At 48.1% G+C, this 26518-nt stretch carries 24 protein-coding genes; 6 read left to right on the top strand and 18 right to left on the bottom strand.

All coding sequences use genetic code 11. From position 1 onward, the window contains the following. Nucleotides 1-7: 7 nt before the first annotated feature. Nucleotides 8-898, bottom strand: coding sequence for a LysR family transcriptional regulator (locus IX31_RS08180; RefSeq protein ID WP_034456925.1), 891 nt, complete (start codon nucleotides 896-898; stop codon nucleotides 8-10). Nucleotides 899-1000: 102 nt separating this feature from the next. Between IX31_RS08180 and IX31_RS08175 the strand changes: the two genes are divergently transcribed. Next, a complete protein-coding gene (locus tag IX31_RS08175; protein ID WP_034456924.1) occupies nucleotides 1001-1426 on the top strand; it encodes a CidA/LrgA family protein in 426 nt (141 codons plus the stop codon). Next, a complete protein-coding gene (locus tag IX31_RS08170; RefSeq protein ID WP_034456922.1) occupies nucleotides 1419-2108 on the top strand; it encodes an LrgB family protein in 690 nt (229 codons plus the stop codon). Before IX31_RS08175 ends, IX31_RS08170 begins: the two co-directional genes overlap by 8 nt. A gap of 93 nt (nucleotides 2109-2201) precedes the next feature. On the opposite strand, the gene IX31_RS08165 is transcribed toward IX31_RS08170, so the two are convergent. Next, a complete protein-coding gene (locus tag IX31_RS08165) occupies nucleotides 2202-3497 on the bottom strand; it encodes a Gfo/Idh/MocA family protein (protein ID WP_034457265.1) in 1296 nt (431 codons plus the stop codon). A 60-nt stretch (nucleotides 3498-3557) separates the two neighbouring features. Between IX31_RS08165 and IX31_RS08160 the strand changes: the two genes are divergently transcribed. Together IX31_RS08160 and IX31_RS08155 are read left to right on the top strand one after the other, a co-directional pair. Continuing rightward, complete coding sequence (locus IX31_RS08160) at nucleotides 3558-5114, top strand: hypothetical protein (RefSeq protein ID WP_034456920.1); 1557 nt, start codon at nucleotides 3558-3560, stop codon at nucleotides 5112-5114. 277 nt (nucleotides 5115-5391) lie between these two features. Continuing rightward, nucleotides 5392-6687 carry a Fic family protein gene (locus IX31_RS08155; protein WP_034456918.1) on the top strand — a complete coding sequence of 432 codons (1296 nt, stop codon included), beginning with the start codon at nucleotides 5392-5394 and terminating at the stop codon, nucleotides 6685-6687. 480 nt (nucleotides 6688-7167) lie between these two features. On the opposite strand, the gene IX31_RS08150 is transcribed toward IX31_RS08155, so the two are convergent. From IX31_RS08150 to IX31_RS08140, 3 genes are read right to left on the bottom strand one after another with little or no spacing between them, the layout of a single operon-like run. Further along, complete coding sequence (locus IX31_RS08150; protein ID WP_034456916.1) at nucleotides 7168-9153, bottom strand: DUF3732 domain-containing protein; 1986 nt, start codon at nucleotides 9151-9153, stop codon at nucleotides 7168-7170. Then, entirely contained in the window at nucleotides 9150-9638 is a 489-nt protein-coding gene (locus tag IX31_RS08145; protein ID WP_034456914.1) for a three component ABC system middle component, read from the bottom strand. Before IX31_RS08145 ends, IX31_RS08150 begins: the two co-directional genes overlap by 4 nt. Nucleotides 9639-9640: 2 nt before the next feature. After that, nucleotides 9641-10837, bottom strand: coding sequence for an ABC-three component system protein (locus tag IX31_RS08140; RefSeq protein WP_034456912.1), 1197 nt, complete (start codon nucleotides 10835-10837; stop codon nucleotides 9641-9643). A gap of 495 nt (nucleotides 10838-11332) precedes the next feature. Between IX31_RS08140 and IX31_RS08135 the strand changes: the two genes are divergently transcribed. Continuing rightward, nucleotides 11333-11800, top strand: a complete 468-nt coding sequence (locus IX31_RS08135; RefSeq protein WP_034456910.1) for a hypothetical protein — start codon at nucleotides 11333-11335, stop codon at nucleotides 11798-11800. Nucleotides 11801-11842: 42 nt separating this feature from the next. Here the strand turns inward: IX31_RS08135 and IX31_RS08130 are convergent, their stop codons facing one another. The 6 genes from IX31_RS08130 to fdhF all read right to left on the bottom strand — a co-directional run bounded on the left by IX31_RS08130 (nucleotide 11843) and on the right by fdhF (nucleotide 20309). Beyond that, nucleotides 11843-12772, bottom strand: a complete 930-nt coding sequence (locus tag IX31_RS08130; RefSeq protein WP_034456909.1) for a nucleotidyl transferase AbiEii/AbiGii toxin family protein — start codon at nucleotides 12770-12772, stop codon at nucleotides 11843-11845. Then, complete coding sequence (locus IX31_RS08125) at nucleotides 12765-13541, bottom strand: type IV toxin-antitoxin system AbiEi family antitoxin domain-containing protein (RefSeq protein WP_034456908.1); 777 nt, start codon at nucleotides 13539-13541, stop codon at nucleotides 12765-12767. The genes IX31_RS08130 and IX31_RS08125 overlap by 8 nt, the downstream gene beginning before the upstream one ends. A gap of 112 nt (nucleotides 13542-13653) precedes the next feature. Further along, nucleotides 13654-15312 (bottom strand): cation/acetate symporter ActP, encoded by a 1659-nt coding sequence (gene actP, locus IX31_RS08120; RefSeq protein ID WP_034456907.1) that lies wholly within the window; start codon nucleotides 15310-15312, stop codon nucleotides 13654-13656. Continuing rightward, entirely contained in the window at nucleotides 15309-15626 is a 318-nt protein-coding gene (locus IX31_RS08115; RefSeq protein ID WP_034456906.1) for a DUF485 domain-containing protein, read from the bottom strand. The genes actP and IX31_RS08115 overlap by 4 nt, the downstream gene beginning before the upstream one ends. Before the next feature lie 298 nt (nucleotides 15627-15924). Beyond that, a complete protein-coding gene (gene acs / locus IX31_RS08110) occupies nucleotides 15925-17883 on the bottom strand; it encodes an acetate--CoA ligase (protein WP_034456905.1) in 1959 nt (652 codons plus the stop codon). Nucleotides 17884-18161: 278 nt separating this feature from the next. Beyond that, nucleotides 18162-20309 carry a formate dehydrogenase subunit alpha gene (gene fdhF, locus IX31_RS08105; protein WP_081908639.1) on the bottom strand — a complete coding sequence of 716 codons (2148 nt, stop codon included), beginning with the start codon at nucleotides 20307-20309 and terminating at the stop codon, nucleotides 18162-18164. 301 nt (nucleotides 20310-20610) lie between these two features. On the opposite strand from fdhF, the gene IX31_RS08095 reads away from it, so the two are divergent. Then, nucleotides 20611-21345 (top strand): response regulator transcription factor, encoded by a 735-nt coding sequence (locus IX31_RS08095; RefSeq protein WP_034456902.1) that lies wholly within the window; start codon nucleotides 20611-20613, stop codon nucleotides 21343-21345. A 21-nt stretch (nucleotides 21346-21366) separates the two neighbouring features. Here the strand turns inward: IX31_RS08095 and nadS are convergent, their stop codons facing one another. The 7 genes from nadS to IX31_RS08065 all read right to left on the bottom strand — a co-directional run bounded on the left by nadS (nucleotide 21367) and on the right by IX31_RS08065 (nucleotide 26421). Further along, a complete protein-coding gene (nadS, locus tag IX31_RS08090) occupies nucleotides 21367-21651 on the bottom strand; it encodes a NadS family protein (protein ID WP_034456901.1) in 285 nt (94 codons plus the stop codon). Next, nucleotides 21638-21985: a type II toxin-antitoxin system RelE/ParE family toxin gene (locus IX31_RS08085; RefSeq protein WP_034456900.1), complete on the bottom strand. Its 348-nt coding sequence runs from the start codon at nucleotides 21983-21985 to the stop codon at nucleotides 21638-21640. The genes nadS and IX31_RS08085 overlap by 14 nt, the downstream gene beginning before the upstream one ends. A gap of 288 nt (nucleotides 21986-22273) precedes the next feature. Then, nucleotides 22274-22423 carry a Hok/Gef family protein gene (locus IX31_RS22280; protein ID WP_072009420.1) on the bottom strand — a complete coding sequence of 50 codons (150 nt, stop codon included), beginning with the start codon at nucleotides 22421-22423 and terminating at the stop codon, nucleotides 22274-22276. 323 nt (nucleotides 22424-22746) lie between these two features. Then, nucleotides 22747-23763, bottom strand: a complete 1017-nt coding sequence (locus IX31_RS08080; protein ID WP_034456899.1) for a carbohydrate kinase family protein — start codon at nucleotides 23761-23763, stop codon at nucleotides 22747-22749. A 31-nt stretch (nucleotides 23764-23794) separates the two neighbouring features. Continuing rightward, nucleotides 23795-24655 carry a ketose 1,6-bisphosphate aldolase gene (locus IX31_RS08075; RefSeq protein ID WP_034456897.1) on the bottom strand — a complete coding sequence of 287 codons (861 nt, stop codon included), beginning with the start codon at nucleotides 24653-24655 and terminating at the stop codon, nucleotides 23795-23797. Nucleotides 24656-24678: 23 nt separating this feature from the next. Next, entirely contained in the window at nucleotides 24679-25362 is a 684-nt protein-coding gene (locus IX31_RS08070; protein ID WP_034456896.1) for a D-lyxose/D-mannose isomerase, read from the bottom strand. 126 nt (nucleotides 25363-25488) lie between these two features. Then, nucleotides 25489-26421 carry an ABC transporter substrate-binding protein gene (locus IX31_RS08065; protein ID WP_034456894.1) on the bottom strand — a complete coding sequence of 311 codons (933 nt, stop codon included), beginning with the start codon at nucleotides 26419-26421 and terminating at the stop codon, nucleotides 25489-25491. Nucleotides 26422-26518: the final 97 nt, after the last annotated feature.

Here is a 26518-nt window from a genome sequence, read left to right as displayed (position 1 = left end):
TGAGGCCTTATGAACTGACCGGCCAAAACTCCTTACAGCAGGTAATCCATGCCTGTGCACTTTGTGAAATATAAACCCCATCGCGCCAAATCATCGCCAACTGCCACGTTAAATCGCTGTTTAACGGCAGCCACATCAGCGTGTTTTTATCCAGTTTTTGGCAAATAATCTCCGGCAGAATCGCAATCCCCACGCCCGCCTGCACCATTGCGGCCAGAAAATCCCACTGACCGCTACGTACCGCAATACGCGGTGTAAACCCATGCTCCTGGAAGAGCTGAATTAACTGACGGCTTAACGCGAAATCTTCGTTGTAGATAAGCAGAGGATGGGCGGCTAGCTCAATCGGGTCGATGCTTTCTCGTGTTGTCCACGGGCCAGAGCGCGGAACCAGAACACACAGCGGATTGTGCAGCAGAGGTAACGAGCAGAAAGTATGGTGCTCATCTTCAAAAGGCAACGCGGTCATGGCTAAATCCAGTTCGCCATTCAGCACGGCCTGCTGCACCGTCAAACCGCCAAATTCAGAAATCTTCAATTCAACGCCAGGGTAGCGCTGGCGATACAGGCTAATTGGCCCGGCCATCATTGTGCCGACCATCGGTGGAATACCGAGGCGCAACACGCCTTTGTTAAGATGGTTGATATCACCAAGTTCGGCTTCCAGCTGGCGAAATTCTGCCAAAATGGTTAATCCTCGCTGATAAACCACTTCACCGGTATCCGTCAGTAATAGTTTGCGGCCATCACGAATGAGTAGAGTGCAACCCAACTCATCTTCGAGGTTACGCAGCATCTTGCTTATAGTCGGCTGGGTGACGAACATCTTTTGAGCCGCACGGGTAAAACTTTGCTGGCGAACCACTTCAACAAAATAACGTAGCGTCCTGATGTCCATAACTATTCCCGTTGACTATACCTGTGATGATTTTAATTCATTTCAACCCATGACGTGAGCTAACTATAATTGCCACCTCACATTTCTTGGAGTTCCACTCTCATGGCCCTGGCGTTACGTGGTTTTACGCCTGTTCTTTTTCGCCGCATTCAGGTTCCGATACAAGTTGCCCTTTACGCGGGATTGTTCATTCTCGCCCAGCAGTTGGTCGACTGGTGGCATTTACCGCTCCCGGCAAACCTTGTGGGAATGGTGCTGTTGCTGGCGTTGATTGTCTGCCGAGTGATCCCGTTGAAATGGGTTCGTGCGGGTTCCCGCTGGTTATTAGCTGAAATGTTGCTGTTCTTTGTTCCCGCCGTGGTCGCGGTGGTGAACTATGCCGAATTACTGATGGTAGATGGCTGGCGTATCTTCATTGTGATTGCTATCAGCACTTCACTGGTACTGGGTGCTACTGCGCTGGTGGTGGATAAAGTTTATCGTTATGAGCTGGCGCGAATGGCTCGCAGGCAGGCTCGCGGTGAGTAACTTTCATCTGAGCCTTCTGTGCCTGGTTATTACTCTTGGGCTCTATTTTGCCAATAAAAAACTCTATCGCCGCTTTCGAAAATTGCCTCTGATGCCGCTGATTTTAACGCCGGTATTGCTGGTGATGATGTTAGTTTTTGGTCATATCTCTTATCAAAATTATATGGGGGAAGCGCACTGGTTACTGTGGCTGCTTGGTCCGGCGACTATCGCCTTTGCTGTGCCGGTTTATGACAATCTGAACGTTATAAAACGCCATTGGATGTCACTTTCGGCGGGGGTTATCACCGCCACCGTTGTTGCGGTAACCAGTTCGGTTTGGCTGGCGCGTTTGTTTACGTTGCCTGATGAAATTCAACGCAGCCTGGCGGTACGTTCGATTACCACACCCTTTGCATTAGCCGCAGCCAAACCACTTGGCGGGCAGCCGGAGTTGGTGGCGTTATTTGTGGTCGTGACGGGCGTATTTGGCATGGCCGTAGGTGATGTGCTGTTTTTGCGCCTCGCGATTCGCGAAGGAATGGCGAAAGGCGCGGGTTTCGGTGCTGCGTCTCACGGCGCTGGCACCGCACGTTCCTACGAACTTGGCCCGCAGGAAGGTGTGGTTGCCAGTTTGGTGATGATGTTTTCCGGTGTGGTGATGGTGTTGGTTGCACCATTGGTTGGTTGGCTGATGTTTTGACAGACGGTTTAGCCGAGCGTCAAAGGATTTGTAGGTCGGATAAGCGCAGCGTCATCCGACACATCTCTCGATCCCCATCAACCCAGTAAGTGCTTACTTACTTTTTAACCGCGACACCAGTTCAAACTCTTTAAACTGCACCGGGCGCTGCTGCTGCATTGAAATATTCCCGGCGATGCCGGTCAAAATAGACATTGCCCCAGCACGGTGATCGGCGGCGCGTTTTAATGGGTCGTTATTTGGCTCGCCAAATAAATCAGCCAGCATCGCGTTATCACCTCCGCCATGGCCGCCTGCACCAATATTGAAATCGGTTTTATACGGTGCGGCAAACATTGGGAACACGGTGATATCGCAGCTCTCCAGGCTACCTTCGTTTTCGCGTTCGCCGCCCGCATTCACGTAAGACATTTCGACCAGTTTCATCTCCAGCCGCCCACGGCTGCCGTTGAACACCACGTTCAATCCTTCCCATGGCAAATAGGCGTTCAGTGAATAGGTCATCTGCACCTGGTTCTGGTATTTCACCAGCAGCGACAGCGTGTCCTCGATAGTAATTCCGTCGCTGAAAACACTCTGATCGCGGTAATAGTTATCTTCGTGTTCGGCATCCAGATACAACGCTTTGAGCTGGGCGTTCTCTTCCATATGCAGCGCAAAGGTGTCGTCTTTGGCGGCCGCAAACCCATGGGCGCGAGGGTAAAATTGCGAGATACCTCGCTTTTCTGCGTTTTCTTTACCGTAAAAACGCAAGCCGCCTTCCGCATAAACGCGTTCCGGATAACTCCCCAGCCAGAAGTTCATCAGGTCAAAATGGTGGGTGGATTTATGCACCAGCAGGCCGCCGCTGTTGCGTTTTTCGCGGTGCCAGCGACGGAAATAATCCGCGCCATGTTCGGTATTGAGCAGCCATTCAAAATGCACTGAGAACACCTCGCCGATGGTGTCATTCATCAGCAATTCGCGGATTTTGCTGTGGTGCGGCGCGTAGCGGTAATTGAATGCGACACGCACCTGGCGGCCCGTCTCTTCAATGGCATTGAGAATGCGCAAAGCGCGTTGTTCGTCGATGGTCATCGGCTTTTCGGTGATCACATCGCAACCGGCATGTAGGGCACGCACAATGTAATCATCATGGGTGCGGTCCATGGTGGTGACGATAATAATATCCGGGCGCGTTTCGCGAATCATGGTTTCGAAATCAGCCGCTTTCCAGGTGGAAACTGACGCAGCGCCTGCGTTTCTTAAAAGCTTATTGGCGTAATTCATACGCGTCTGGTTGGTATCGCAAAATGCGACCAGTTGCGCATTGTCTTTCCATTTTCCGCTGATGGCCTCGATATATAATCCGGCGCGGCCACCGGTGCCTACTAATGCATATTTTTTCATAATGTCCTCATTCATGAAGTCATGGTATTTTTGAGAAATTCGTTATTTCCGGTAATGCTGATGAAACTGGTTCCGCATCAATTAATAGAATTAAACAGCCCGTTTATCTGGCACTGGCCGTGGTTTATTTCTTGTGTTAATACCGCTAAAGGTCACGGCTTTACCGGTATTATTCTTCACCAGCAGGAATTACTTTCGCTGCTCGCCATTCCATCGCCACTTAGTTACCGGCATGATGTTGAAAACCTTATTCACCAACAAAAAAATGCCCTGCAATATTTAAAAAAAGTCAGCGTTTATTTGCAGGAAAATAACCTCAGCTTCTGGCTACAAGGCGAAGCCGCACCGACCGATGACATCATCAGACGTAAATTCCCCGAGTTTTCTTTTGATGAGCGCAGCACGCCGGATTTCTGGCAACAATTTTATTCGTCGATATTGTCCCAGCTACTGCCATTATTACCGCACCTCGGCGGCCTGATATTAAGCCTGACCACGCCGCAATTTCAGACAGACGGCTGGCAGCAAAGCCTGCACCACGTCTGGAGCCAGTTGCGCGCCCAGGGCAAAAAACTGGTGCTGCGTGATTTCATTGATACCAGCTGGCCTCGCCAGCAGCTTTCCCGCGTGTTATCTGGCTTACCGGACGATGTTCGGGCGTCCATCAAAGCCACGGAGCTGGATTACCATCCCGGCTTTGCCAATCATCCCAATATTGTTTCGCTCAGCGGACGTAAAAAGTGGATCGAATACGATCTCTGGGGCACCGGCTACGGCTGGACGATCCTGCCATGTTATCTGGCCGATGAAATCCAGGGCCGCCTCAGTTGGGCGACAAGCCTTGCCGACCACAATATTGAAACCATCACGTCGCGCGTTTCGTGGCAATGGCTTCCGGATGGCTTAACCACGGATTCCGCCAACGCCATCAATCTTATTGGCCTGAGCCACGCCAATAACACCGAGCCTTCATCTGTTATCGACACCTGGATCGAGCAGCAAAACCTCGGCTTTCGCAGCAAATCCGATCGCCAACGTTTTAGCGCTTTGTACGCTTCCAGCCACGACTGGTTGTGCAAAACGCCGAATCTTTTAGGGCGGCGCATGCACTACCAAAGCCAGATCCCGGAAAGCTACGCTCAGGCCCAACAACTGCTGCACACGGACATTCGCAGCGCCAACTGGGCGCAGGCTTTTCAGCCGTTATTCCCAACCGATGATCCCGCGCTTGGTGCCGAACAGCGCCAGCTCATCGGGCTTGAAAAAGAGAGTGCCCACTTCATTGCCACCGCAGCGTTACAACAGCTCCGCGAACTGCGCATCACCTGCCACAACGAAACTCTTGAGCGCCTCGAAGCCGCATGGCGCAACGCTGAAATGTACGGCCAGCTCTTCTCACAAGTCGCTTTTGCAGTAAGGGACCTGCAAATGGCCGAACACTACGTCGATGCCGCGCAGGTGACGAAAACGGCTATGCATCACCGTGAAAAATTACTGCGCTTTGCCGATACGCTTGAGCGTTGGGCTGATGCGCCGCCGCCTGGCAGCCCGAACTATGTTTCTGTTTTATTGAACGCCGAACGGCTGCGCGGGTTCGCCTTAAGTCTGCTGGGATAATCATAAGAAGGTGGAATGTGGTTGTCGTGCGGGCGTGGGTGAGTAAAACGGTGCGAAACCCACAAATGCTAAAACTCGCGATCTCGCTCGCAGAATGGCGAAATTCTCTGTGATTCACATCACGTAGCGCGGGGGGAAAAGTGTGAAGGGCTGCGTGTGGTTCAGGGAAAAGTGCGAAGTTGATCGCGCTAACATACCGTGGGCATCGTCTTATCAATGGCAAACTCTTACCACTCCGTCTAAACTAGGTTCAAATATCGAAATTTGAGCGTAGTTTATGGCGATCAGCAAACCCCCTTCATTCCCGGTGAGTTCCAGCATCAGCATGGAAACAATAATTCGTTACAACCGCTATAACCGGCTGGTGGATGAAAAAGGGCGCTATCTGCCGTTTGATGATTTTCAGTATCGCGTTGCGCATGGCGACGATCCTGCGATTGCGTGGCGGTTTACCCGTATGGCGCGAGACTCGGCTATTCAGCGCATTGAATACCGTAATGAGAAAGGTGAACAAGCCGGATTTAACCTGACCCCAGGCATTCTGGCCACCCTCGAACTGGTGGATAAATATACGACTCGCCTTGCGCTGGATGACATCCGCCGCCGCCTCAGCGCCAGCGGTGCAGAACTGGCCCAACTTCAGATCGATGAAGCGATTACCAGTTCGCAGCTTGAGGGCGCAAACACCACAACCCTGGTCGCGCGGGAGATGCTTTCTACCGGACGCCGGGCACGGACAGAGGGCGAGCAGATGATCGCGGGCAACGCCCGTTTGATGGCTGAAATCGGCGAGCATCTGAATGAGCCGCTAACCGTTGATCTGATCCGCCATTTTCACGCGGTCGGGATGAGCGGTATTAACGACAAAACCTACACGCCCGGCCTTTTCCGGGAAACCGATGATATTGTGATTGCAGACAGGAGCGGCGATATCGTTCACCAGCCGCCAGTTGCGGCCAATATCCTTCGCCGTCTGGAAACAGTTTGTGAATGGGCTAACGATACTTCGGGCTACATTCACCCCATGATTCGGGCGTGCATTCTGCACTTTATGATTGCTCATGAGCACCCGTTCAGAGATGGAAACGGGCGCACCAGCCGGGCTCTTTTCTACTGGAGCATGCTGAAATCGGGCTATGAAGTATTTCGCTACGTGTCTATCAGCAGCTTGTTGCATAACGCTGCCGTTAAATATGCGCACAGCTACCAGTACACCGAAACGGACGGCATGGATCTGACCTACTTTCTGGATTATCAGGCCAGCGTTATCACCCGTGTGGTTAACGGGCTGCTGGAGCATATCAACACGCTGGTAAACCGCCGCGCGGTGCTCGATCGTCGTCTGTTTGAATCCGGCGCGTTAAGCCGCCTGACCCAGCGCCAGGTTACGTTGCTAAACGTTCTGCTGGCAACGCCAGGAAAGACATTCACGAGCATCGAAACAGGCGAGGCATTAGGCGTATCGACGCAAACGGCGCGGCGCGATTTGCGCGTGCTGGTGGCTGAAGGTCTGGTTATCGCTATAAGTGCCAATGACCAGCTAACGACTTATAGGGCGAATACTGAAGGGTGAGATATTGAGATAAATATTCCGATATTCGTACGGGAAGATTACTACAGTGTGCTTTAGAATTGAACATTGCATTTGGTATTGGAAAAAAACTGCGTAATACTAGCTAGTTACGACCATCATATAAAAATGTTTGCGATCGGCGTGAGGGAATAGCTATGTAAGCGAAGCTGAAAATTCGATTTTTTCATGGTATCGCAATATTTTTTAATATATTGGTTGCGAATTATTAGTTGGAAAGTACTAATGTTTATATATGACCCAAAGAATTATTGAGAGAAATTTAGAATTTATTTTCCCAATTTTAATATTGTTCTGAAACTTAAAAAACGTTGTGAACTAGTTGGATTGTTAATATAACCATAGCTAGTTGCATCTTTTTTAACAATATATATAGGGATATATATTGTTAAAGATTTATTAATTGATTTTTTCGTTTGCCTGTGTAGTGAATTAACAAGCAAACGAATTGTCATTGATTTTTTAATTGAGCCAACTCCTAGGGATTAGTCCATCCCCCTCATCTTTCCAACATGCAGCTTCGTAGGTATTTTCCACTTTACCCCATATTGATTTATCAGCGTGTTCTAAAACAATTACTTGAAAATAATAGTTATTTTCTTTAATAGCCTTTGATAATATCTCAAAAATACGACGTGTTGCAATAATATCACTTTGCCTGGTTATTTTAATGTTTTCGTTGGAACTCATGTTATCTAAAGTATTTTCACCGGATGCTGTACTCGGAAAATACACTTGACTAGGTTGGTCTATAACTAAAAAGCTAAATGGAGGAAGATGATTTCTGTCTTTGTGGGAAAGAAATTCATGAAAAGCTAAAAAGGAAGAAATATGATATCCCATCCAGTTAGCACCACTACCTACTTCCCATAAATATTCACTTCTACTGTTTTTGTTTTCTTTAAAACTCAAAGTAAGTTCTTTTTTGTCGAGTGATATATTTCCTCTGCGTTCAAGTTTAAATTCATCAGAGTATTTTTCAATAAGTGTGTTTATTTCACTATAAATTAAACTTTCTCTGCTTTCTTTATTTGATGCTAAAAAATAATTGTTTAATAGATTTAAAGGTTTATTCAATTGTGTTATTTGTTCACTGACATCATCAGTGTTTTTTACCTTATTAAGGGAGGATAGAGTTTCTTGTATTTTACCAATGAGCACATAGATTTTATTTAACGAATCATTAGTTCCTTTGTCAATTTTTTCAAGGTGAAGTTTTTCTTTACGTAATGAACTTAATTCATCTTGATAATCTCTTAATTCTTTTTTAGCTTTTATCAGTTCTTTATCTGCAATGGGATTATCAAAAAGAACATCAGACATTATATTTATTTTAGAAACATGTCGCTCAAGATTATCTACAACTGTGAGTAATGCATTCGTTTTTGAACCACATGCTATACACTTTCCTTCAGGGGCAATCTTATCTTTAAGCCACTTGAATCCTATAATATGTTCTTTTTCTTTTTTCACCGCTTGAGCAAAATCATTTCCTTTAGAAAGTAGTTGATCAAAATTTCTTATTTTTATTCTTAACATATCAATATTTTTTTGTGTTTGTTCACATTGTGCAGTAAGATATTTTATTCTTTTATTTGTGTATTCGTAGTTTGGAGTGCCAAGTAATTTATTAATGTTACCTTCAAGGTAAGTTTTGTTTACTAGCCTTAATGCGGTAATTTTGCTATCAATATCATATTTCTCGGAAGCAGGTGCTAACCCCAATTCAATTGACTCTATCCACAAGCGATCAATATCAATGGTCCAGCTAGATAAAGCTTTTTTATTTATAAATTGTTGTTTTAATAGGCTGTCTATTCTTTTCTGAAGATCAGTTCTTTCCTTTTCTTTTATCATATATTCACGATCGATTATTCCTAGGGCAAAAGGCATAACTCTTTGTAATCGCTCTTTATTCTGATAAGAATCTGCTTTGAAAAATAAAGTATAGGGGTTAGCCACAATGTGCTGTGGTAAAAAATTAAAAGCAGCCATATCTCTGAAAGAGGCTCGACCATCAAAACCGACAGGTTCATTCTCTTCAGACTGAGGAAGGTCACTTAAATTTACGAGTTGGTTGAATTTATTTTTAAACCCATTATTCGTGTGTGTTACTGTAAGAGAATCAGGGAGCTTGGCAGGGAAATGATTGAGGTGGTATTCATTACTAACAGTTTTATTCCCTGGTGTTTTCCGGGCAATAAGATATTTGTATCCATGAATATCCACTTTTAGTCCAAACCATATAACAGACTCCCGAATAAGTCCTACAGGAATTGCACACTTGCTAGACCCAAGGCAATAGTCGATTATTGATGCTATGGATGATTTTCCTGTACCACTTATCCCATGAATAATATTGATTTTATCATTTTTAAATGATATTTCTTGTATATCATTTTCTGGGTTTACAGGCCATAGTATTAAAGTATCTATTGTGAATTTCATGATGTTTTACCTAAAAGAAGTCTGTAAATTGAAGCTGTATCCATATAATGAAACCAGTTGGCTAGCCGGTTTATTGTTTTTGTCATATCATCTGGAAGTGAATTTTTTACATTCGGAGGCCATTTGGAAAAATTTGTTTCAAATGAAATCTCAGGATTATTTTCTGATCGTATGAGAAGCCCAGAAGAAACGGCCATGTTTAGTCCTTGAGTTGTTGCACCTGAATAGTCTGTTATGCGTTGTTTTATATTTGCTTTTATTAACGGAGTATCCATAAGTATTGTACTAAATGGAGTGGACAATTTCCTTGTTTTTATAGCATTACGACTAACTTCATGCCAGGCAAACGGTAGTACGAGGAGTAATTTCATCAATTCTGCTTTGCGATTATCAACAGATAACTCTTCGTATTGCTCTATAAAATATATGAGTAGAAAGCAAGCTAAAGAACTATTATTAATGATGTTTTTATCAGTATAAAACATAATTAATTCTCCTGGTGATATTGAAAATCATCATGCCAATATATAAAAGTATCTTTATGGGGGGATTTAGCCAGGTCATGATAGTTGCCAGTTGTGAAATAAAAATACTCGGTTGGATGACCATTTAATGATGCCTTATAATCGCCAACTGTACTGGTGTATATTTTCTTTAGAACAGGCAATGATTTAGTATCATCACCCTTAATTTCAATGTGTTCTCTAACTTGCTCCCATCGTTCATAAAGAGCATACTCACGTTCATCCCATGCAGATGAAGGAATCTCACCTGAACTCTGTAGTCTTACCCGCTCTGCATAAAAAGCCCAATACTCTCTTAATGCTTTGTTACAACTCTCAGTGCTCAAGTCGATACTCTGAAGTTGTTTTATAAAAAGATGCTCGGAATTATCTTGTTCCATAAATTTTTTAAATTCAGTATTAAAAATAGGTTGATCAATGAAGCTTTTCCTTTTTATTTTTTGTATTTCAGCATTTAGTAAATTGGAGAACGGTTCTTTTGTTAATTCGGCGGGTTGTTGTTTTCTCCATGAAGTTAAACATTGATCACACATAAACCCAAATAATGCACAGTAAATTGATTCGGAATGTTCAATAACTCCAGATGGGAGATGAAATAGATTTATCGTTGCTTGCTTTGGGTCTCTTCCTGAATGCGTCCCATGTTGGTCAAGCATTTCAATATTCTTTATTAAGAATTTTAATTCTTCATCAGAATAATTAAGCACTTTGTCTGCAATTTGTTTGACACTACCTGTGATTATGTTGGCTTGTTTTTTAAGCGCAACTAAAACTGAGTTTATTTCAATTTCAGAGTTTGCTTCTGAGATCAAATGGGCAAGAGTGTTAATTCCTACATTTTTATTAGTCGCCAAGCAATAAGTTATCACATCATATTTCTTTCGAGTTTGTGACATCGTTGAAAGCCATATATGTAATGTATGCCACAAGTTCTTACTACTATTCTGAAAAGGCTGTGGTCGTGTACTTAATGCATGCTTGTCTTGTTCAAAAAAAACATGCCACTGGCCATTATCGAAAGTGATTTCTTCTACTACATCATCGCTAGTTTCCACACCAAAGACACAAGAGTCATTTTCGCTTGAAAAAATACGATACATAGCTCGTTCAATTTGATACAAAAAACCAACAATTTTCGAACTTGCTTCTTCAGTAATCATACTATCTTTTACCTGTATAAAATCACATGAAAAACTGTTCTAACAAATTTAAATGTAATTTAAAACAGCATTCTATTTGTGTGAGAAAACATTCAAACTTAATTTTTAGTATGATGCAATAACATTGTTGGCAGTATGTGATTATGAATGGAAACATTACTTGTGAAATCTAGTTTTTCTTTCCTGTGTTTTTACAAGAAAATTACTTTCTTCAAACTCTTGCTGTTAATTAACAATCGCAGTATCGTTTCGCCGCACCTGCAAAATCAGGTGCCGGGATTAGCCTCCTGAAAATCTTATCGGCGACACACGACGCGCCAGCGTCTTTTTTGTGTCGTGCGTTCAGCTACACACTTATTATGGTGGGCTGAATGGGGGCATCGAAAGATGCGCCAGTGTCCGATAAGGCTGGTAAGGCTAACCCTGTTCAGTCCACCACCCAGAGATTAGCCTCTCAGGTGGTGGTTCAAAACATCACTTATCGGAGGCTGCCTTATGGCTACTATCACTACCCAAACTCACGCTTCACACTCCCCGCTGAATCTTTCTTTCGGAGCTGATACCGATTTCACCGTGCTGGCGGATTATTGCGAACACTTTGCGGACGCGATGATTGAATGCAACAGCCCAGGATTAAAACGCGCACTTTGCTATCGCCTTGCGGAATGCTGCGAGCTAATTCAGCCCAAACTTAATGACCCCATTCCACAGCACCTGGTCGCAAGCCTTACCGTGGATAAACTGCCCGATTCGGCACCCACTTTTGAGCCAGACTCAGACCACCTTTGCGGTTACTGCCACACGCTGGCGCAGATCCTGAGCAACCATAACTTTACCGCTGCGGAGGAAAAATCCCTGACAGGGCTGCTATTCGAACTCAGTTGTTATTTTGCGGATGAAGTAAGAGCGCCGCGCTTTGTGCGCACCGGCGTTGTCGTGCAGCCGGTTGAAAATATGATGTAAATCGGAAGGAATTCCCCGGCTCAAACGAGCCGGGGATGGCGATTAATAATACTGCTCTAAAACAGCCTCAAGCTTATTTCCGGCGGCCATAAATTTCGTGGGGTTTTTAGAATTAAGCGTCGTCAGATTCCGCAGTTTCCAACGTATAGCCGGAAGATGTTGGATATGTGGATAACGATACAAAGACCAGTCGGGTTCATTTTGCTTATAGCTGATTAAAAACTGACGATCTTGTTCGGTAAAGTAGGACTGTAATTTTTGTTGTAACCGCTCCGGTACAGTCAATAAATCAGCAAGAGGAATATCTTGTGATGTCATGCCTGAAAACTCTTGCTTATAGAGAGCTGTTATTCGTGCAATGTCCCAATTGGGATTGAGTAATTCAGCGATCGGCCGAGGATGGCCAAGTAAATAGCAGAGAAATCCGTCAAAAATATCCCGCGTCATTCCTGGTTGTTCAAGTAGATTCAATACATCAAATAGATCCCGTGGGTGCTGGCGATCGAGTGCTGCGCAAATTTTACCGCCATAGAGATCGGGCTGCGATACTACCTGCATGGTAGTAAAACCAAACTCCATTTCTACTCGTTCGCAAACTGGCATATTCACCGAAGGCTTCAGTAAACCGCGCCATACCGGGCTGACTTCGATCTTAATTTGTGTCTGAGCGCCATTAACGATAATGCGCTTTTCATCGGCATTATTTTCTTGCCGTATGGCGTAGATCCCCGGCTTGTTATTAAGAGATTCAGTAATATTAATCAGAGCCTGATCGATGGCTGCCAGATCGGTATGTCGATCAACGAATGTTTGGTAGGCGAGATCAATATCTACCGACAGGCGAGGGAAGTTTTGCACAAAAAGATTAATTGCCGTCCCGCCTTTGAGCGCAAAAACCGTTTCTTTACTGACCTCTGGCAGCGCTTCCATTAATAATTTTACTTGCCGAACGTAGGTATCACGATTATCCATTATCGGGTTCCTGTGGTTTAAATGAGCGTGGGACTGTTATTTGATATTCGGCATCCAGATATCCATCGGGAACAATCTGACGTTTTCCGGTGCCGAGATTGATGTTTTCGAGATTGAGATAATTAAACCAGGCATGCCCGTTGCGCCGCGATAGATAGAGCATGACGCGATTTGTTTTGACGGATTTACTGGCAGAAAGCAGAGTTTGTAATTTGCGTGGGCTTACCAACGATATTCCCTGAAAAAGTTCATCTGCATGTTCAAACGAGATCAGCGCAGGAATATTGCTGGCTATCTCGTAGGCGGCAAGCTCCATATTGCTGCCCATAAGCCTGCGGTCACCCACTTTTAGCTCGCTGATGAACGAATTTACATCGGCGGATAAGCCTGTTGTGTAAAGAGTGACGAACGTTGCGGATCCTTCGAATGCTGTGAACCAGCCTGGCAATTTGGTGTAGGCGGGAAGCGTTAACCAGATTTGTGGACGGCCCAGTTCAAGATAATGCGCATATCCCTGTAAGGTCAGGCTTGTCAGTCCCGCCACGCGAACGGGTTTATCCCACTGTGTTTGCAGACAAATAACGGCATCAACCCAGTCTGGCTCGCGACCTGTACGGCAATAGACGCCGTGTGCAATGCGGCTTAACCAACCGTTCTGGACATAGGCGTAAGAGAGCTTGCGATCGATGCCCTTAGCGGTAAGCCACGTCTGGAGAAGTATCTGGCCGGGCAGCGTGTTCTGCATTAACCAGTTTAAATTATTAGCCAAATGTCGTCTCTGAATAGACAATCAAGCAAATAATTAAACTAGCATGAACTGTTGATAGGGGGAAGAGCAGGAATTCCCCGGCTCGCTTGAGCCGGGAAAAGAGTAAAACCAATCAGTGAGCGCGACCTTGCTCAATACCAATCCCGGTCTGGGAACGGATAAACTGAGCGCGGAATTTATCGCGTTCCAGGTTACCTTCCGGGCTGTTATCGGTTGCCGAGAACACCCAAATCCCCACGAATGCCACCAGAATCGAGAACAGCGCCGGGTATTCGTACGGGAAGATAGCCGTTGCGTGGCCCAGAACCTGTACCCAAACCGTTGGGCCGAGGATCATCAGGATCACTGCGGTCAAAAGGCCGAGCCAGCCACCAACCATCGCGCCGCGTGTGGTCAGTTTCGACCAGTACATGGAAAGCAGAATAATTGGGAAGTTACAGCTCGCCGCAATTGAGAACGCGAGTCCTACCATGAAGGCAATGTTCTGATTTTCGAACAAAATCCCCAGCCCGATAGCGACCACACCCAATATCACTACCGTGATTTTCGACACGCGCAACTCATCACGTTCTGACGCGCCTTTGCGGAACACGTTGGCGTAGAGGTCATGCGAAACCGCTGATGCGCCTGCCAGCGTCAGGCCTGCAACTACCGCCAGAATCGTCGCGAAGGCAACCGCTGAGATAAAGCCCAGGAACAGGCTACCACCCACGGCATCTGCGAGGTGAACCGCCGCCATATTATTCCCGCCAATCAACGCGCCAGCTGCATCTTTAAACGTTGGGTTTGCACCCACCAACATGATTGCGCCAAAGCCGATGATAAAGGTCAGGATGTAGAAATAGCCCATGAAGCCGGTGGCATACAGCACGCTTTTCCGCGCTTCTTTGGCATCGCTGACGGTGAAGAAACGCATCAGAATGTGTGGCAAACCAGCGGTACCAAACATTAAACCTAATCCCAGCGAAAGTGCTGATATCGGGTCTTTGACCAGCCCGCCTGGGCTCATGATTGCCACGCCTTTCGGGTGGACGGCAATCGCTTCGGCAAACAGGTTATTGAAGCTGAAGCCCACGTGTTTCATCACCATAAAGGCCATGAAACTTGCGCCGAACAGCAGCAATACCGCTTTGATGATTTGCACCCAGGTGGTCGCCAGCATACCGCCGAACAACACGTACATCACCATCAGCACGCCAACCAAAACGACCGCCACATGATAGTTCAGGCCGAACAGTAACTGGATAAGTTTGCCCGCGCCAACCATCTGAGCAATCAGGTAAAGCGCGACGACGACCAGCGAACCACAGGCCGAAAGAATACGGATTGGCCCTTGTTTCAGGCGATAAGAGGCGACATCGGCAAAGGTATATTTGCCGAGATTTCTCAGGCGTTCCGCAATCAGGAACAGGATAATTGGCCAGCCGACTAAAAAGCCCAGCGAGTAAATCAGGCCGTCGTAGCCGGAGGTGAACACCAGCGCGGAAATACCGAGGAATGACGCGGCAGACATATAGTCTCCCGCAATCGCCAGGCCATTCTGGAAGCCAGTGATATTGCCGCCCGCGGTGTAGTAATCGCTACGCGTGCGGGTTCTTTTTGACGCCCAATAGGTGATGCCCAGGGTAAAGGCGACGAAAATGACGAACATAATAATCGCCTGCCAGTTGGTCGGCTGGCGTTGCACAGCCCCCGTAATCGCATCAGCGGCAAAGGCGGATGCAGGCAGGCTCAGGAGCGGTGCGGCGATGACGCCGAGTAAACGTTTCATGATACTTTCACCTCGCGTACCACTTCGTTATTCAGACGATCAAATTCGCCGTTCGCCCGCCAGACATAAACGCCTGTCAGGAAGAAGGAGATCAAAATAACCCCAACGCCAATCGGAATGCCGCGCGTCACCGTGGTGCCGGGATGTAAAGGTGTGCCTAGCCAGGCAGGTGCGAACGCAATCAGCAAAATAAAACTGACGTAAATCACGAGCACGATAAGAGACAAAATGGTGGCAAACCGTTGCCGTTTTTCGACTAATTCCCTGAATTGCGCACTGTCTTCTATCCGCTGATAAATGTTGGAATCATTCATCACAAAGTCTCCAGAGAATTCCCTTCGTCTTTTGCGCCGCAGGGGTCTTGGCTGCATTCGCGCACCCCAGTCACTTATTTGTGTAAGCTCCTGGGGATTTGCTCGTTTGCCGCCTTCCTGCAACGCAAAATCCTTTGGGAATTAGGGTTAGGTTGGGTTTTTATAATTGCCTCTCACCTGCAGAAACGGCGTAGGGGGATAAGCGAAGCGCCATCCACCTTAGAGGAACGTCTCACTGGCGGATGGCGTTGCACTTATCCGCCCTACATCCGGAGATGAGAGGGCGGCTCCTGAATGGTTATGAAGGCATGGTAATAGCTTGTTTTTCTTCCAGTAACTTCTCAACAACGCCCGGATCGGCAAGCGTTGAAGTATCACCAAAGTTGCTGGTGTCTCCGGCGGCGATTTTGCGCAAAATACGACGCATAATTTTGCCGGAGCGCGTTTTAGGTAGTGAATCCGTCCAGTGCAGAATATCCGGCGTGGCGAGCGGGCCAATCTCTTTACGTACCCAGTTGCGCACTTCGGTATATAGCTCGGGAGTTGGTTCTTCGCCATGATTCAGCGTGACGTAGGCATATATCGCCTGGCCTTTGATGTTATGCGGAATGCCGACTACAGCCGCTTCGGCAACTTTCGGGTGCGACACCAGCGCAGACTCGATTTCTGCGGTGCCCAGGCGGTGGCCGGAAACGTTCAACACGTCATCCACGCGACCGGTGATCCAGTAGTAACCGTCTTCGTCGCGACGCGCGCCGTCACCGCTGAAGTACATATTTTTGAAGGTCGAGAAATAGGTTTGCTCAAAACGTTCGTGGTCGCCAAATAGCGTGCGCGCCTGGCCCGGCCATGAATCGGTGATCACCAGATTGCCTTCGGTTGCGCCTTGCTGCGGGTTACCTTCGTTATCCACCAGTGCCGGTTGCACGCCAAAGAACGGGCGCGTGGCGGAACCGGCTTTCAGCTCGGTCGCACCTGGCAGTGGGGTTATCATGAAGCCACCGGTTTCGGTCTGCCACCAGGTATCCACCACCGGGCATTTTTCGTTACCGATTTTCTTCCAGTACCACTCCCACGCTTCCGGGTTAATTGGCTCGCCGACAGAACCTAAGATACGCAGCGACGAGCGATCTGTATTTTCAATCGCCTTATCGCCTTCTGCCATCAAGGCACGAATCGCGGTTGGTGCGGTGTAGAGAATATTTACTTTATGCTTATCAACTACCTGTGCCATACGGTTTGGTGCTGGCCAGTTTGGTACGCCTTCAAACATCAGTGTGATAGCACCACACGCCAGCGGGCCGTACAGCAGATAGCTGTGGCCGGTGACCCAGCCCACGTCGGCGGTGCACCAGTAAACGTCGCCCGGATGATAATCAAAGACATATTTAAAGGTGGTTGCGGCATACACCAGATAACCGCCGGTGGTGTGCAGCACCCCTTTCGGCTTGCCGGTTGAACCGGAGGTGTAAAGGATAAAGAGCGGATCTTCGGCGTTCACTTCTACCGGCTGGTGGTGTGCGCTGGCTTTCTCGACCAGCTCGTTCCACCACAGATCGCGGCCTTCATGCCACTCGATATTGCCGCCGGTACGCTTGAGCACAACAACATGCTCAACGGTTTTAACTCCAGGGTTTTTCAGCGCTTCATCGACGTTTTTCTTCAGCGGAATGGAACGCCCGGCACGAATGCCTTCGTCGGCGGTAATCACCAGTTTAGAGCTGGAATCGATAATGCGCCCGGCGACGGCTTCCGGTGAGAAACCACCAAAAATCACGGAATGCACCGCGCCGATACGGGCGCAGGCCAGCATCGCAACGGCAGCTTCCGGCACCATCGGCATATAAATTGCGACGACATCCCCTTTCTTGATGCCCAGTTCTACCAGGGTATTGGCAAAACGGCACACTTCACGGTGCAGTTCGCGGTAGGTAATGGTTTTGCTCTGGGTAGCGTCGTCGCCTTCCCAGATGATCGCGGTCTGATCGCCACGATCTTTCAGGTGACGATCCAGGCAGTTGGCGGCGAGGTTCAGCGTGCCGTCTTCATACCATTTGATAGAGACATTTCCTGGCGCGAATGAGGTGTTTTTCACCTTTTGATAGGGCTTGATCCAGTCGAGGATTTTGCCCTGCTCGCCCCAAAATGCATCGGGATCGTGTACCGAGTGCTGGTACATGGATTGGTACTGCTCCGGGTTTATCAGGCAATCGACCGCAATGTTTGCGGGAATGGCGTGTTTATGTATTTGGCTCATGCTTTTTTTCTCCTTTTAGGATGTTAATAATATGTCACATAAACGTTAATCGTAGAGTGCCTGGGAAGCTTTGTTTATTATTTGGGCGACAGATCACGCATTAATTAAATGGTTGAAAATTTAATCAATACATCCGGTGGGGAGAGGGAAGAAAAGCAAAAAAAAAGCTGCCAGATAGGCAGCTTTCAAGTGTTTTCGTAGGGCGGTTAAGCGTAGCGTCAACCGCCACAACTTGCGAAATGGTGGATGACGCCTGCGGCTTATCCACCCTACATTTATTAACCCGCAGCGCTTTCGCGCAAACTGGCTTTTAGCTTGTTGTACTCGTCAATCACATACTGCTCGGCAGCTTTCTGATCGGCGATCGGCTCGACTCGTACGGCGCAGTATTTGTACTCCGGCGTTTTAGTAATCGGGCTGAGGTTTTCAGTCACCAACTCGTTACAGGCGCCAATCCACCACTGGTAAGTCATGTAAACGGCACCTTTATTAGGGCGTTCGCTCACATTCGCACGCGTGATAACGCGGCCTTTACGGGAATTCACCCACACCAGCGCTTCATCTTCGATACCCAAACGAGCGGCATCATCGATGTGGATTTGCGCATAGCCAGGTTCATCCGCAAGGGCTGCCAGTGCCGCACAGTTACCGGTCATCGAACGGCAAGAGTAATGGCCGACTTCGCGCACCGTGGAAAGTACCATCGGGTACTCTTCGGTGACTTTATCGATTGGCGGCGCCCAGTCACAGGTAAAGAACTCGCCCAGGCCGTTTGCACGGTCGAACTTACCGTCGTACAAGAACGAAGTACCCTGGTCACTTTCAGCAACATCGCGGCAAGGCCACTGGATATAACCCAGCTCGCCCATTTTCTCGTAGGTTGCGCCGTAGAAATCAGGGCACAGGCCGCGCAACTCATCCCAGATTTCCTGAGTGTTGTTGTAGCTCATCGGGTAACCCATGCGGGTGGCGATTTCACTGATAATCTGCCAGTCCGTTTTCAGGTCCCACTTTGGCTCAACTGCTTTAAAGAAGCGTTGGAAACCACGGTCAGCGGCGGTATAAACGCCTTCATGTTCACCCCAGGAGGTGGACGGCAAAATCACATCGGCAGCAGCCGCGGTTTTGGTCATGAAGATGTCTTGCACAATCACCAGTTCGAGCTCTTCAAACGCTTTGCGAACAGCTGAAAGCTCCGCATCGGTTTGAAGTGGATCTTCGCCCATGATGTACGCGGCATACACTTCGCCATGCGCCACACGGTGTGGCAGTTCGCTGATGCGATAGCCGGTGTGAGCAGGCAGCGATGGCACGCCCCACGCTTTCGCGAACTTCTCGCGGCTGACTGCGTCTTTCACGTACTGGTAGCCAGGGTATGTATCTGGCAGTGCGCCCATATCACAAGCGCCCTGTACGTTGTTCTGACCACGAACCGGGTTAACACCGACGTTCGGTTTACCCAGGTTGCCGGTCATCAGCGCAAGACTTGTCAGCGAGCGAACGGTTTCTACGCCCTGATAGAACTGAGTAACACCCATGCCCCACAGGATCGTGGCGGTTTTCGCCTTCGCGTACATACGTGCTGCTGCACGAATTTCTGCTGCCGTAACACCCGTGATTTCTTCAACAGATTCAGGCGTATAGCCAGCAACAATTTTGCGATACTCGTCGAAACCTTCCGTACGGGAAGCCACGAATGACTGGTCGTACAGATTTTCTTCGATAATCACATGCCCGATTGCGTTAAGCAGGGCGATGTTAGAACCATTTTTTAACTGCAAATGCATATCGGCAATGCGCGCGGTTTCAATTTTACGCGGATCGACAACAATGATTTGCGCCCCTTTTTGCTTCGCTTTAATCACGCGGTTAGCAACGATAGGGTGTGAATCTGCCGGGTTATACCCGAACACAAACACTAAATCGGTATCTTCAATCTCAACGATTGAGTTACTCATAGCGCCGTTACCGACCGATTGGTGCAGACCTGCAACCGATGGGCCGTGTCAGACGCGTGCGCAGCAGTCGACGTTATTGGTACCAATAACGGCGCGCGCAAATTTCTGCATTACATAGTTAGTTTCGTTGCCTGTACCGCGGGAAGAACCGGTGGTCATGATGGCATCGGAGCCGTGCTTCGCTTTGATTTCACTCAGGCGAGTACTGACGTAGTTCAGTGCTTCATCCCAGGAAACGTTTTCGAGTTTGCCGCCTTTTTCGCGACGAATCATCGGTGACTTAAGGCGCGGGGTGAGGATTTTAGTATCGTTAATAAAATCCCAGCCGTAGTAACCCTTCAGGCAAAGATCGCCCTGGTTAGTTTTACCTTGAGCCGCTTCCGCCTTGACGACTTTGCCGTTATCGACCACGAGGTTGATTTTGCAACCCGAGGCACAATAGGGGCAAACCGTGACGACTTTTTTCATCAGTGTTGCTCCAGTCAATGCTGTTAAAAGTGGTGTGACACTAAACAGCTGATCACATCTCTCCGCTTTAATGCATTATCTATGCCACATATTAAGTGCGGGATTAGCAGGCATCTTACGGAGATGACGGAGGCAAAACCCTGACGAAACACAGGTCATCGTCAAAAGTGACGTGTCGACCAATGCAGGGTTTGTGACACTGGTTGAATTTTCAGCACGGTTGTCTGTCATTTTCGCGGCACTCCTCCAACAATCGCTCACACTTAAATTTGACTCTTTGCATCCTCCACGGAGAACAACCATGAAGCCTGCCATTTTGCTGGTGGATGACGATTTGGCTATCTGCGACGTGCTGCGCGATGTGCTCAATGAGCACGTTTTTGAGGTAATGGTCTGCCACACCGGGAATGATGCGCTGACAGCGATCGGTCAGCACCCAGGAATTGCGCTGGTGTTGCTCGACATGATTTTGCCTGACATTAATGGGCTGCTGGTGTTGCAACAAATCCAGCGCCAGCGGCCAGATTTACCCGTAGTGATGCTGACGGGTTTGGGAAGTGAGTCTGATGTCGTCGTCGGGCTGGAAATGGGGGCTGATGATTATATTGCCAAGCCGTTTAACTCCCGAGTAGTGGTGGCGCGTGTTAAAGCGGTGCTGCGCCGTTCTGGCGCGCTGGCGTTAGAAACGACAACCACTAAAACCAGTGGCTTACATTTCAACGGCTGGCGGCTGGATACCGATCGCTGCCAGCTCTTTAACGCTCAATCCGAACAGGTTGACCTCACCCAGGGGGAATACGGCCTGCTGCTGGCGTTGATGCAAAATGGCCGCAAAGTCCTCTCGCGCGAAAGATTGCTGGAACTGACCCATAGCGAAAGCCTCGAAGTCTTCGACAGAACTATAGATGTGCTGATTATGCGCCTGCGCAGAAAAATAGAGATAAACCCGCATCAACCGGTATTAATCCGCACCATTCGCGGAGTGGGCTATGTTTTTTCCGCTGATGTTGTTCATGCTGAGAATAATGCTGCGTGAGTTGTTGAAGCCAAAAATCTACTAATGTGCGGCAAGCTCACGGTAAAACTCAGGGTTAGCCTGGATGGTCGCCAACACTTTAGCCGCCAGGCCTGTTGGGTTGCGTCGTTTGGTTTCCCAGCTTTTGATGGTATCGACGCTTGTCCCCAATGCTTTTGCCATTTCACTTTGTGAAACATTCAGTTGCTCTCTGATCGCCTTCACATCTGCAATGTCATAACGGGTGGCTCTGGCTGGCGTTTTTACACCATTCTTAATATCGACAGCTTCTTCAAGAGATGCTTTCAGATCGTCAAAAAAGCTCATGTGCTACCTCGTCTTTCAGTAATTTCGTTAATTTCTTTAGTGCTGCTTTTTCAGCGTCGGTCAGGCTGTCTTTAATGTTTTTTGGGTAAGCCATCACAAGGTAGATAACCTCTTCGGTCGCCAAAAAGTAAATCACTCTGGCACTACCGCTTTTACCTTGAGTACCCGTCGCCATCCTGATTTTTCGCAGACCGCCTGTTTTTTGTATCAGGTCACCTTTGTCTGGTGTCTCGATAAGCTCTTTTTGAAGTTCTTTGAGCTCATCATCCGTTGCGATCAGTTTGATCTGCCGCGTAAACATTGAGGTTTCGATAAATTCTAGCGCATGGCTCACAAGTTCACATTCCTTGTTGGTGTACACAGTACATCATGAGGTGTACTGTGTACACCTCTCTGAGAGCATCTTTATATCTGAGGTAAATGCATTGCTGGGGTCACTACAACGGTAAAAAAGCAATCCCCGATGAATATATAGCTAAGTAATTCGTTAACACGACACTCGAATAAATAGGCAGTCAATATTTATTTAATGTGATGTATTCATATAATAGATTGGGTGCTTAAGGCATCGCCCTAATTCCCTCACAAGTTGGGCGGGGCGAACCCCGCCCGATTAGCCCTACTATTCGGAGCAGGCCAGCCTGGCCGCGACCTCCTGTTTATCATTTCTTATTTTCACTTCGCAAAGATTACGCCGCGTTAATAAGGTTATTGCTATTAATGTTACGCAAACAATTAATAAACAGATGACAACAGTTTTTGTAGGCTTCATGCCTTTTACTCCTTGCCTTGTGGCGAGTAAGAGGCTAACCTCAACTTGTTGGGAGTTGGGGACTAGCCTCGGGTTAACGTATAGTTGCCCGGGGCTTTCTTATTCTTAACGCTCAAGAATATCCCTCACTTATGCTCAGGACTGAAAGCCCTAAGCACCCGCTGCGTAGTTTACTCAGTTTTTATTTATTTGATATTAATTTGCCGATGTAATTCATTTTGGAAAATTACATTTGTCTGGAATGTTGCTCGCAAAAATCAGTGTTATATAGCTAATGAATAGAGAGTGAAAATATATTTATGACTTGATTATTAACTTATCCACTAATAACCAGTCGGTTGTTCATTTATAAAGTTCTGTAATTCCGTTAATGTTTTTGCACCATCGATCGCATTGGCGCATAAAAGATTCGCTCTTGCACAGGCGTGAGCCAATTTCAGGCTATCGACCAACGACCATTTTTCATGGCAGCCATATAATATTCCGGCACAGAAAGCATCGCCGGCACCTACGCTGCCGATAATTTCCGTTTGCGTTAATCTAAACGACGGCACCCATACGCCATCCATGCCTGGTTCAATACCCCATGCACCTTCCGGACAATGAATGACAACCCGTTGCCGAACGCCAGAGTCCATCAGCAAGGTCGCTGCCTGGGCGATATTTTCGATATGTGGATCGCCATTAGAACAGCGGATTTCCAACCCACTAAACTCACTGGCTTCCAGTTCATTGATCACCAGGTAATCCAGCCAACGCAGGGCAGGGAGCACCATTGGACGATAGCGTGGGTCGCCCTGACGCGAGACTAAATCAAGCGAGGTTTCATATCCGAGTTGCGTCATTTGCGCCAGTAACCGTGCGCTGCGGGTGCCGTACTCCGCGTCTTCCATATCCAGGCTATCAAGTAGCAGCAAATAGCCGAGATGGAATATTTTGAATGACGTTTCAAGGCGGTCAAAGGCGGGTAAATCGAGCAGGCGATTAGCGCCTGGCGAGTGAAAAAAGGTGCGTTGCCCGCTGGGATCGGTCATCACTTGCGACATAGACGTTGGCGCAAAAGTGGTGCGGTGCACATGCTGGCGGTTCACATGATACTGATCGAGCATCGCCATAATGTAATCACCATCATGGTCGTCACCCACCAGACCCACCGCCTGAAGCGGCAGCCCGACATGCATTTTGGCCAAAGTCAGCAACACGTTTAATGGCGCGCCCCCGGTTGAACGTTCACTGTGAACTATTTCAGCAAGCCAGCCACGCTGCGGCCATTGCACAATTTGGTGCACATGGTCGACCAGCATATTTCCGGCGGCGATAATCCCGCTGCGCTCTGTCATAACCTCTCCTTAATGGCTACTGGGATAGGCTTTAAGCCTTGTCTGAACTGCCAAAAATCCGCATCTGTTGTGCAACGACATCCGTAATCGCCTCTTCAATACCCAGCAATAACTCGGCGAACTCGTCATAAATGGCATGACGTTGATTCATTCTCTGCTCGATGGCACCGAGTGCGGCCTGTGACATTCCGGTATAGAAATTGATTTTGTGAATACCGAGGCTTATCGCTTTTCTGAAATCTTCGTCACTAATACCGGAACCCCCATGTAGTACCAGCGGCAAGCCAGTTTGGCTACGAATAGCGGCAAGTCTGTCGAAATCGAGTTTCGGCTCGCCTTTGTATTTGCCATGTGCGTTGCCGATAGCCACGGCCAGCGCGTCGATGCCGGTTCTGTCGACAAAATCACGTGCCACTGCTGGATCGGTAAACTTGTTGCTATCGGCTTCGCCATACAATGCACCGCCTTCGTCACCGCCCACTGCACCCAACTCAGCTTCAACCGAGACACCTACCGCATGGCACATCTTCACCACTTCGCGGGTCTGGCGAACGTTCTCCTCATATTCAAGTGTAGAACCATCGAACATGACTGAACTAAAACCGAGGCGTAAAGCGCGAACGACCGCTTCAAAGTGCAGGCCGTGGTCAAGATTGAGCACCACCGGAATATCGTGGCGAGCCGCTTCGAACTTGACGGCTTCAACCAGTGAATCCAGCGAGACATACTTAAAATGGACTTCAGCAATATTGATGATAAACGGTGAGTTCTCTTGCCTTGCCGCGGCAAAAAGGGCGCGCAGAAAGTGGCTGTCGAGAACGTTAAATGCCCCTAATGCGTAACCATTGGCACGTGCATGAGCCAGTCCGTGTGCGAGTGATATCAAAGCCATAATGATTCCCCTGGTGTTGGAAATTAAAAGTGCTGGCGATACTCGTTGCACAGCAATTGCCGTGCAGGTTCGTCTTCAATAATGGAATTAAATCGCTCAAGGGGTTTGAGGAAACGGTTGTCGCGGTCATCGTCGTTGACCATCGACACTTCCCCTACCAGAACGTCGCCGTATCCCGGCTCGCCCCAAAAACTGTGATAAATACCTGGCACCAGACAAATGCTCTCGCCCGGTGAGAGACGCAGTTGGCTACCCGCCGCATGAGTCTGTCGGCAGCCATCAATCACGACGGTGACATCGCTCTCTTCGGTCTGTTCAAACTGGTCAGAATTCCACAATTCAACAATCAAGTTACCGCCGCCGCGATTGATAATGTCTTCGCGTTTGCGCCAGTGAAAATGCATCGGCGTGAGTTGCCCTTCGCGGACATGCATGATTTTTTCGGCATAACTTTTTGCATACGGTGCGCCATCGGGTGAACCGTTACGCAGCGTGAATAACGTCAGCCCCTGAGCGAGAAAATCGTTGCCGCCGAAGGCCGTCATATCCCAACCGAGTTTTAAATCAAATACTTCCTGCCAGATTTTTTTATCGAGCTGCTGCCACTTCGTCAGGTCGTAAGAGGCGAATGGAGGCAAATGAACATCGTGCTGCATAAAGAAATGGCGCGTTTGAGAGAGGATTTGATTAACTTCAGATCGTTTCATTTTGCAGTATTTTCCTCACGCTGTTGTCTGATGGCGCTGCGCTTATCCGACCTACAATCAACATGTTGTAGGTCGGATAAGGCATTTGCGCCGCCATCCGACAAAAATGGCAGGCAGTGGCAAAAACTATTTCACCGTCCAGCCCTTATACGTGCCGATATTGTCCTTATCGATCATCGTCACCGGAATCAGCACCGGCTCTTTTGGCGCGGGTTTGCCTTGCAGAATGTCATAGCCAATCTCCACTGCTTTTGCCGCCATCACTTGTGGGTCTTGCGCAGGAGTTGCTACAAACAGCGTATTCCCGCCGCGTTTCAGAGCTTCTTCGGCATCCGGGCTACCATCTACACCAACAATAAAGAACTCGTTACGTTGTGCTTGTTTTGCTGCCAGATCGGCACCGATCGCTGTCGGATCGTTGATCGCAAACACACCGTCGATCTTCGGGTTTGCTGCAAGCAGAGATGTCATCACCTCAAGGCCACCTTCACGGCTGCCTTTGGCGTTTTGGTTAGAAGACAGGACTTTGATATCCGGGTGCTTTTTAAACTCAGTTACGCAGCCTTCGACACGGTTCTGCACCGCAGAAACTGGAGGCCCGTTGATGATCACCACATTGCCTTTGTTTTTCAGGCGATCCGAAATGTACTTACAGGCCATTTCACCTGCCTGGGTGTTGTTCGATGTGATCGTTGCATCCGCCCCTTCCGCTGCTACGTCCACCGCCACTACCACGATCCCGGCATCTTTAGCGCGTTTGACTGCCGGGCCGATCCCTTTCGAATCAGCGGCGTTGAGAATGATCATATCCACTTTCGCGGCAATAAAGTTATCGATTTGCGACACCTGCTGGCCGAGATCGTAACCGCTGGAAACCAGCGTCACTTTCACGTTATCCCCCGCCAGTTTTCGGGCTTCAAGCTCTGCACCTTTGGTTATCTGCACGAAGAAGGGGTTGGCGAGATCGCCCACCGTCACCCCGATGGATTTCAATTCTTTGGCCTGAACAAAGGGTACGGCGGCAATCATGAGTGCTGCAGCTAGCATCTTCAAACGCATGGTGAATCTCCTGTCTGGTTTTGGCGGATGACGCTCACGCTTATCCGGCCTACGAAAGAGCATGGTTATCGGTTTTGTAGGGTGGATAAGCGAAAGC

This window comes from Buttiauxella noackiae (assembly GCF_000737905.1).
Lineage (GTDB): Bacteria > Pseudomonadota > Gammaproteobacteria > Enterobacterales > Enterobacteriaceae > Buttiauxella > Buttiauxella noackiae.
This window is presented reverse-complemented; position numbering and strand designations above follow the sequence as displayed.

Excerpts from the sequence above, each read along its gene's own strand:
- IX31_RS08180 (WP_034456925.1), bottom strand. The coding sequence starts at position 898 with ATGGACATCAGGACGCTACGTTATTTTGTTGAAGTGGTTCGCCAGCAA.
- IX31_RS08175 (WP_034456924.1), top strand. The coding sequence starts at position 1,001 with ATGGCCCTGGCGTTACGTGGTTTTACGCCTGTTCTTTTTCGCCGCATT.
- IX31_RS08165 (WP_034457265.1), bottom strand. The coding sequence starts at position 3,497 with ATGAAAAAATATGCATTAGTAGGCACCGGTGGCCGCGCCGGATTATAT.
- IX31_RS08160 (WP_034456920.1), top strand. The coding sequence starts at position 3,558 with ATGAAACTGGTTCCGCATCAATTAATAGAATTAAACAGCCCGTTTATC.
- IX31_RS08155 (WP_034456918.1), top strand. The coding sequence starts at position 5,392 with ATGGCGATCAGCAAACCCCCTTCATTCCCGGTGAGTTCCAGCATCAGC.
- IX31_RS08150 (WP_034456916.1), bottom strand. The coding sequence starts at position 9,153 with ATGAAATTCACAATAGATACTTTAATACTATGGCCTGTAAACCCAGAA.
- IX31_RS08145 (WP_034456914.1), bottom strand. The coding sequence starts at position 9,638 with ATGTTTTATACTGATAAAAACATCATTAATAATAGTTCTTTAGCTTGC.
- IX31_RS08140 (WP_034456912.1), bottom strand. The coding sequence starts at position 10,837 with ATGATTACTGAAGAAGCAAGTTCGAAAATTGTTGGTTTTTTGTATCAA.
- IX31_RS08135 (WP_034456910.1), top strand. The coding sequence starts at position 11,333 with ATGGCTACTATCACTACCCAAACTCACGCTTCACACTCCCCGCTGAAT.
- IX31_RS08130 (WP_034456909.1), bottom strand. The coding sequence starts at position 12,772 with ATGGATAATCGTGATACCTACGTTCGGCAAGTAAAATTATTAATGGAA.
- actP (WP_034456907.1), bottom strand. The coding sequence starts at position 15,312 with ATGAAACGTTTACTCGGCGTCATCGCCGCACCGCTCCTGAGCCTGCCT.
- IX31_RS08115 (WP_034456906.1), bottom strand. The coding sequence starts at position 15,626 with ATGAATGATTCCAACATTTATCAGCGGATAGAAGACAGTGCGCAATTC.
- acs (WP_034456905.1), bottom strand. The coding sequence starts at position 17,883 with ATGAGCCAAATACATAAACACGCCATTCCCGCAAACATTGCGGTCGAT.
- IX31_RS08095 (WP_034456902.1), top strand. The coding sequence starts at position 20,611 with ATGAAGCCTGCCATTTTGCTGGTGGATGACGATTTGGCTATCTGCGAC.
- nadS (WP_034456901.1), bottom strand. The coding sequence starts at position 21,651 with ATGAGCTTTTTTGACGATCTGAAAGCATCTCTTGAAGAAGCTGTCGAT.
- IX31_RS22280 (WP_072009420.1), bottom strand. The coding sequence starts at position 22,423 with ATGAAGCCTACAAAAACTGTTGTCATCTGTTTATTAATTGTTTGCGTA.
- IX31_RS08080 (WP_034456899.1), bottom strand. The coding sequence starts at position 23,763 with ATGACAGAGCGCAGCGGGATTATCGCCGCCGGAAATATGCTGGTCGAC.
- IX31_RS08075 (WP_034456897.1), bottom strand. The coding sequence starts at position 24,655 with ATGGCTTTGATATCACTCGCACACGGACTGGCTCATGCACGTGCCAAT.
- IX31_RS08070 (WP_034456896.1), bottom strand. The coding sequence starts at position 25,362 with ATGAAACGATCTGAAGTTAATCAAATCCTCTCTCAAACGCGCCATTTC.
- IX31_RS08065 (WP_034456894.1), bottom strand. The coding sequence starts at position 26,421 with ATGCGTTTGAAGATGCTAGCTGCAGCACTCATGATTGCCGCCGTACCC.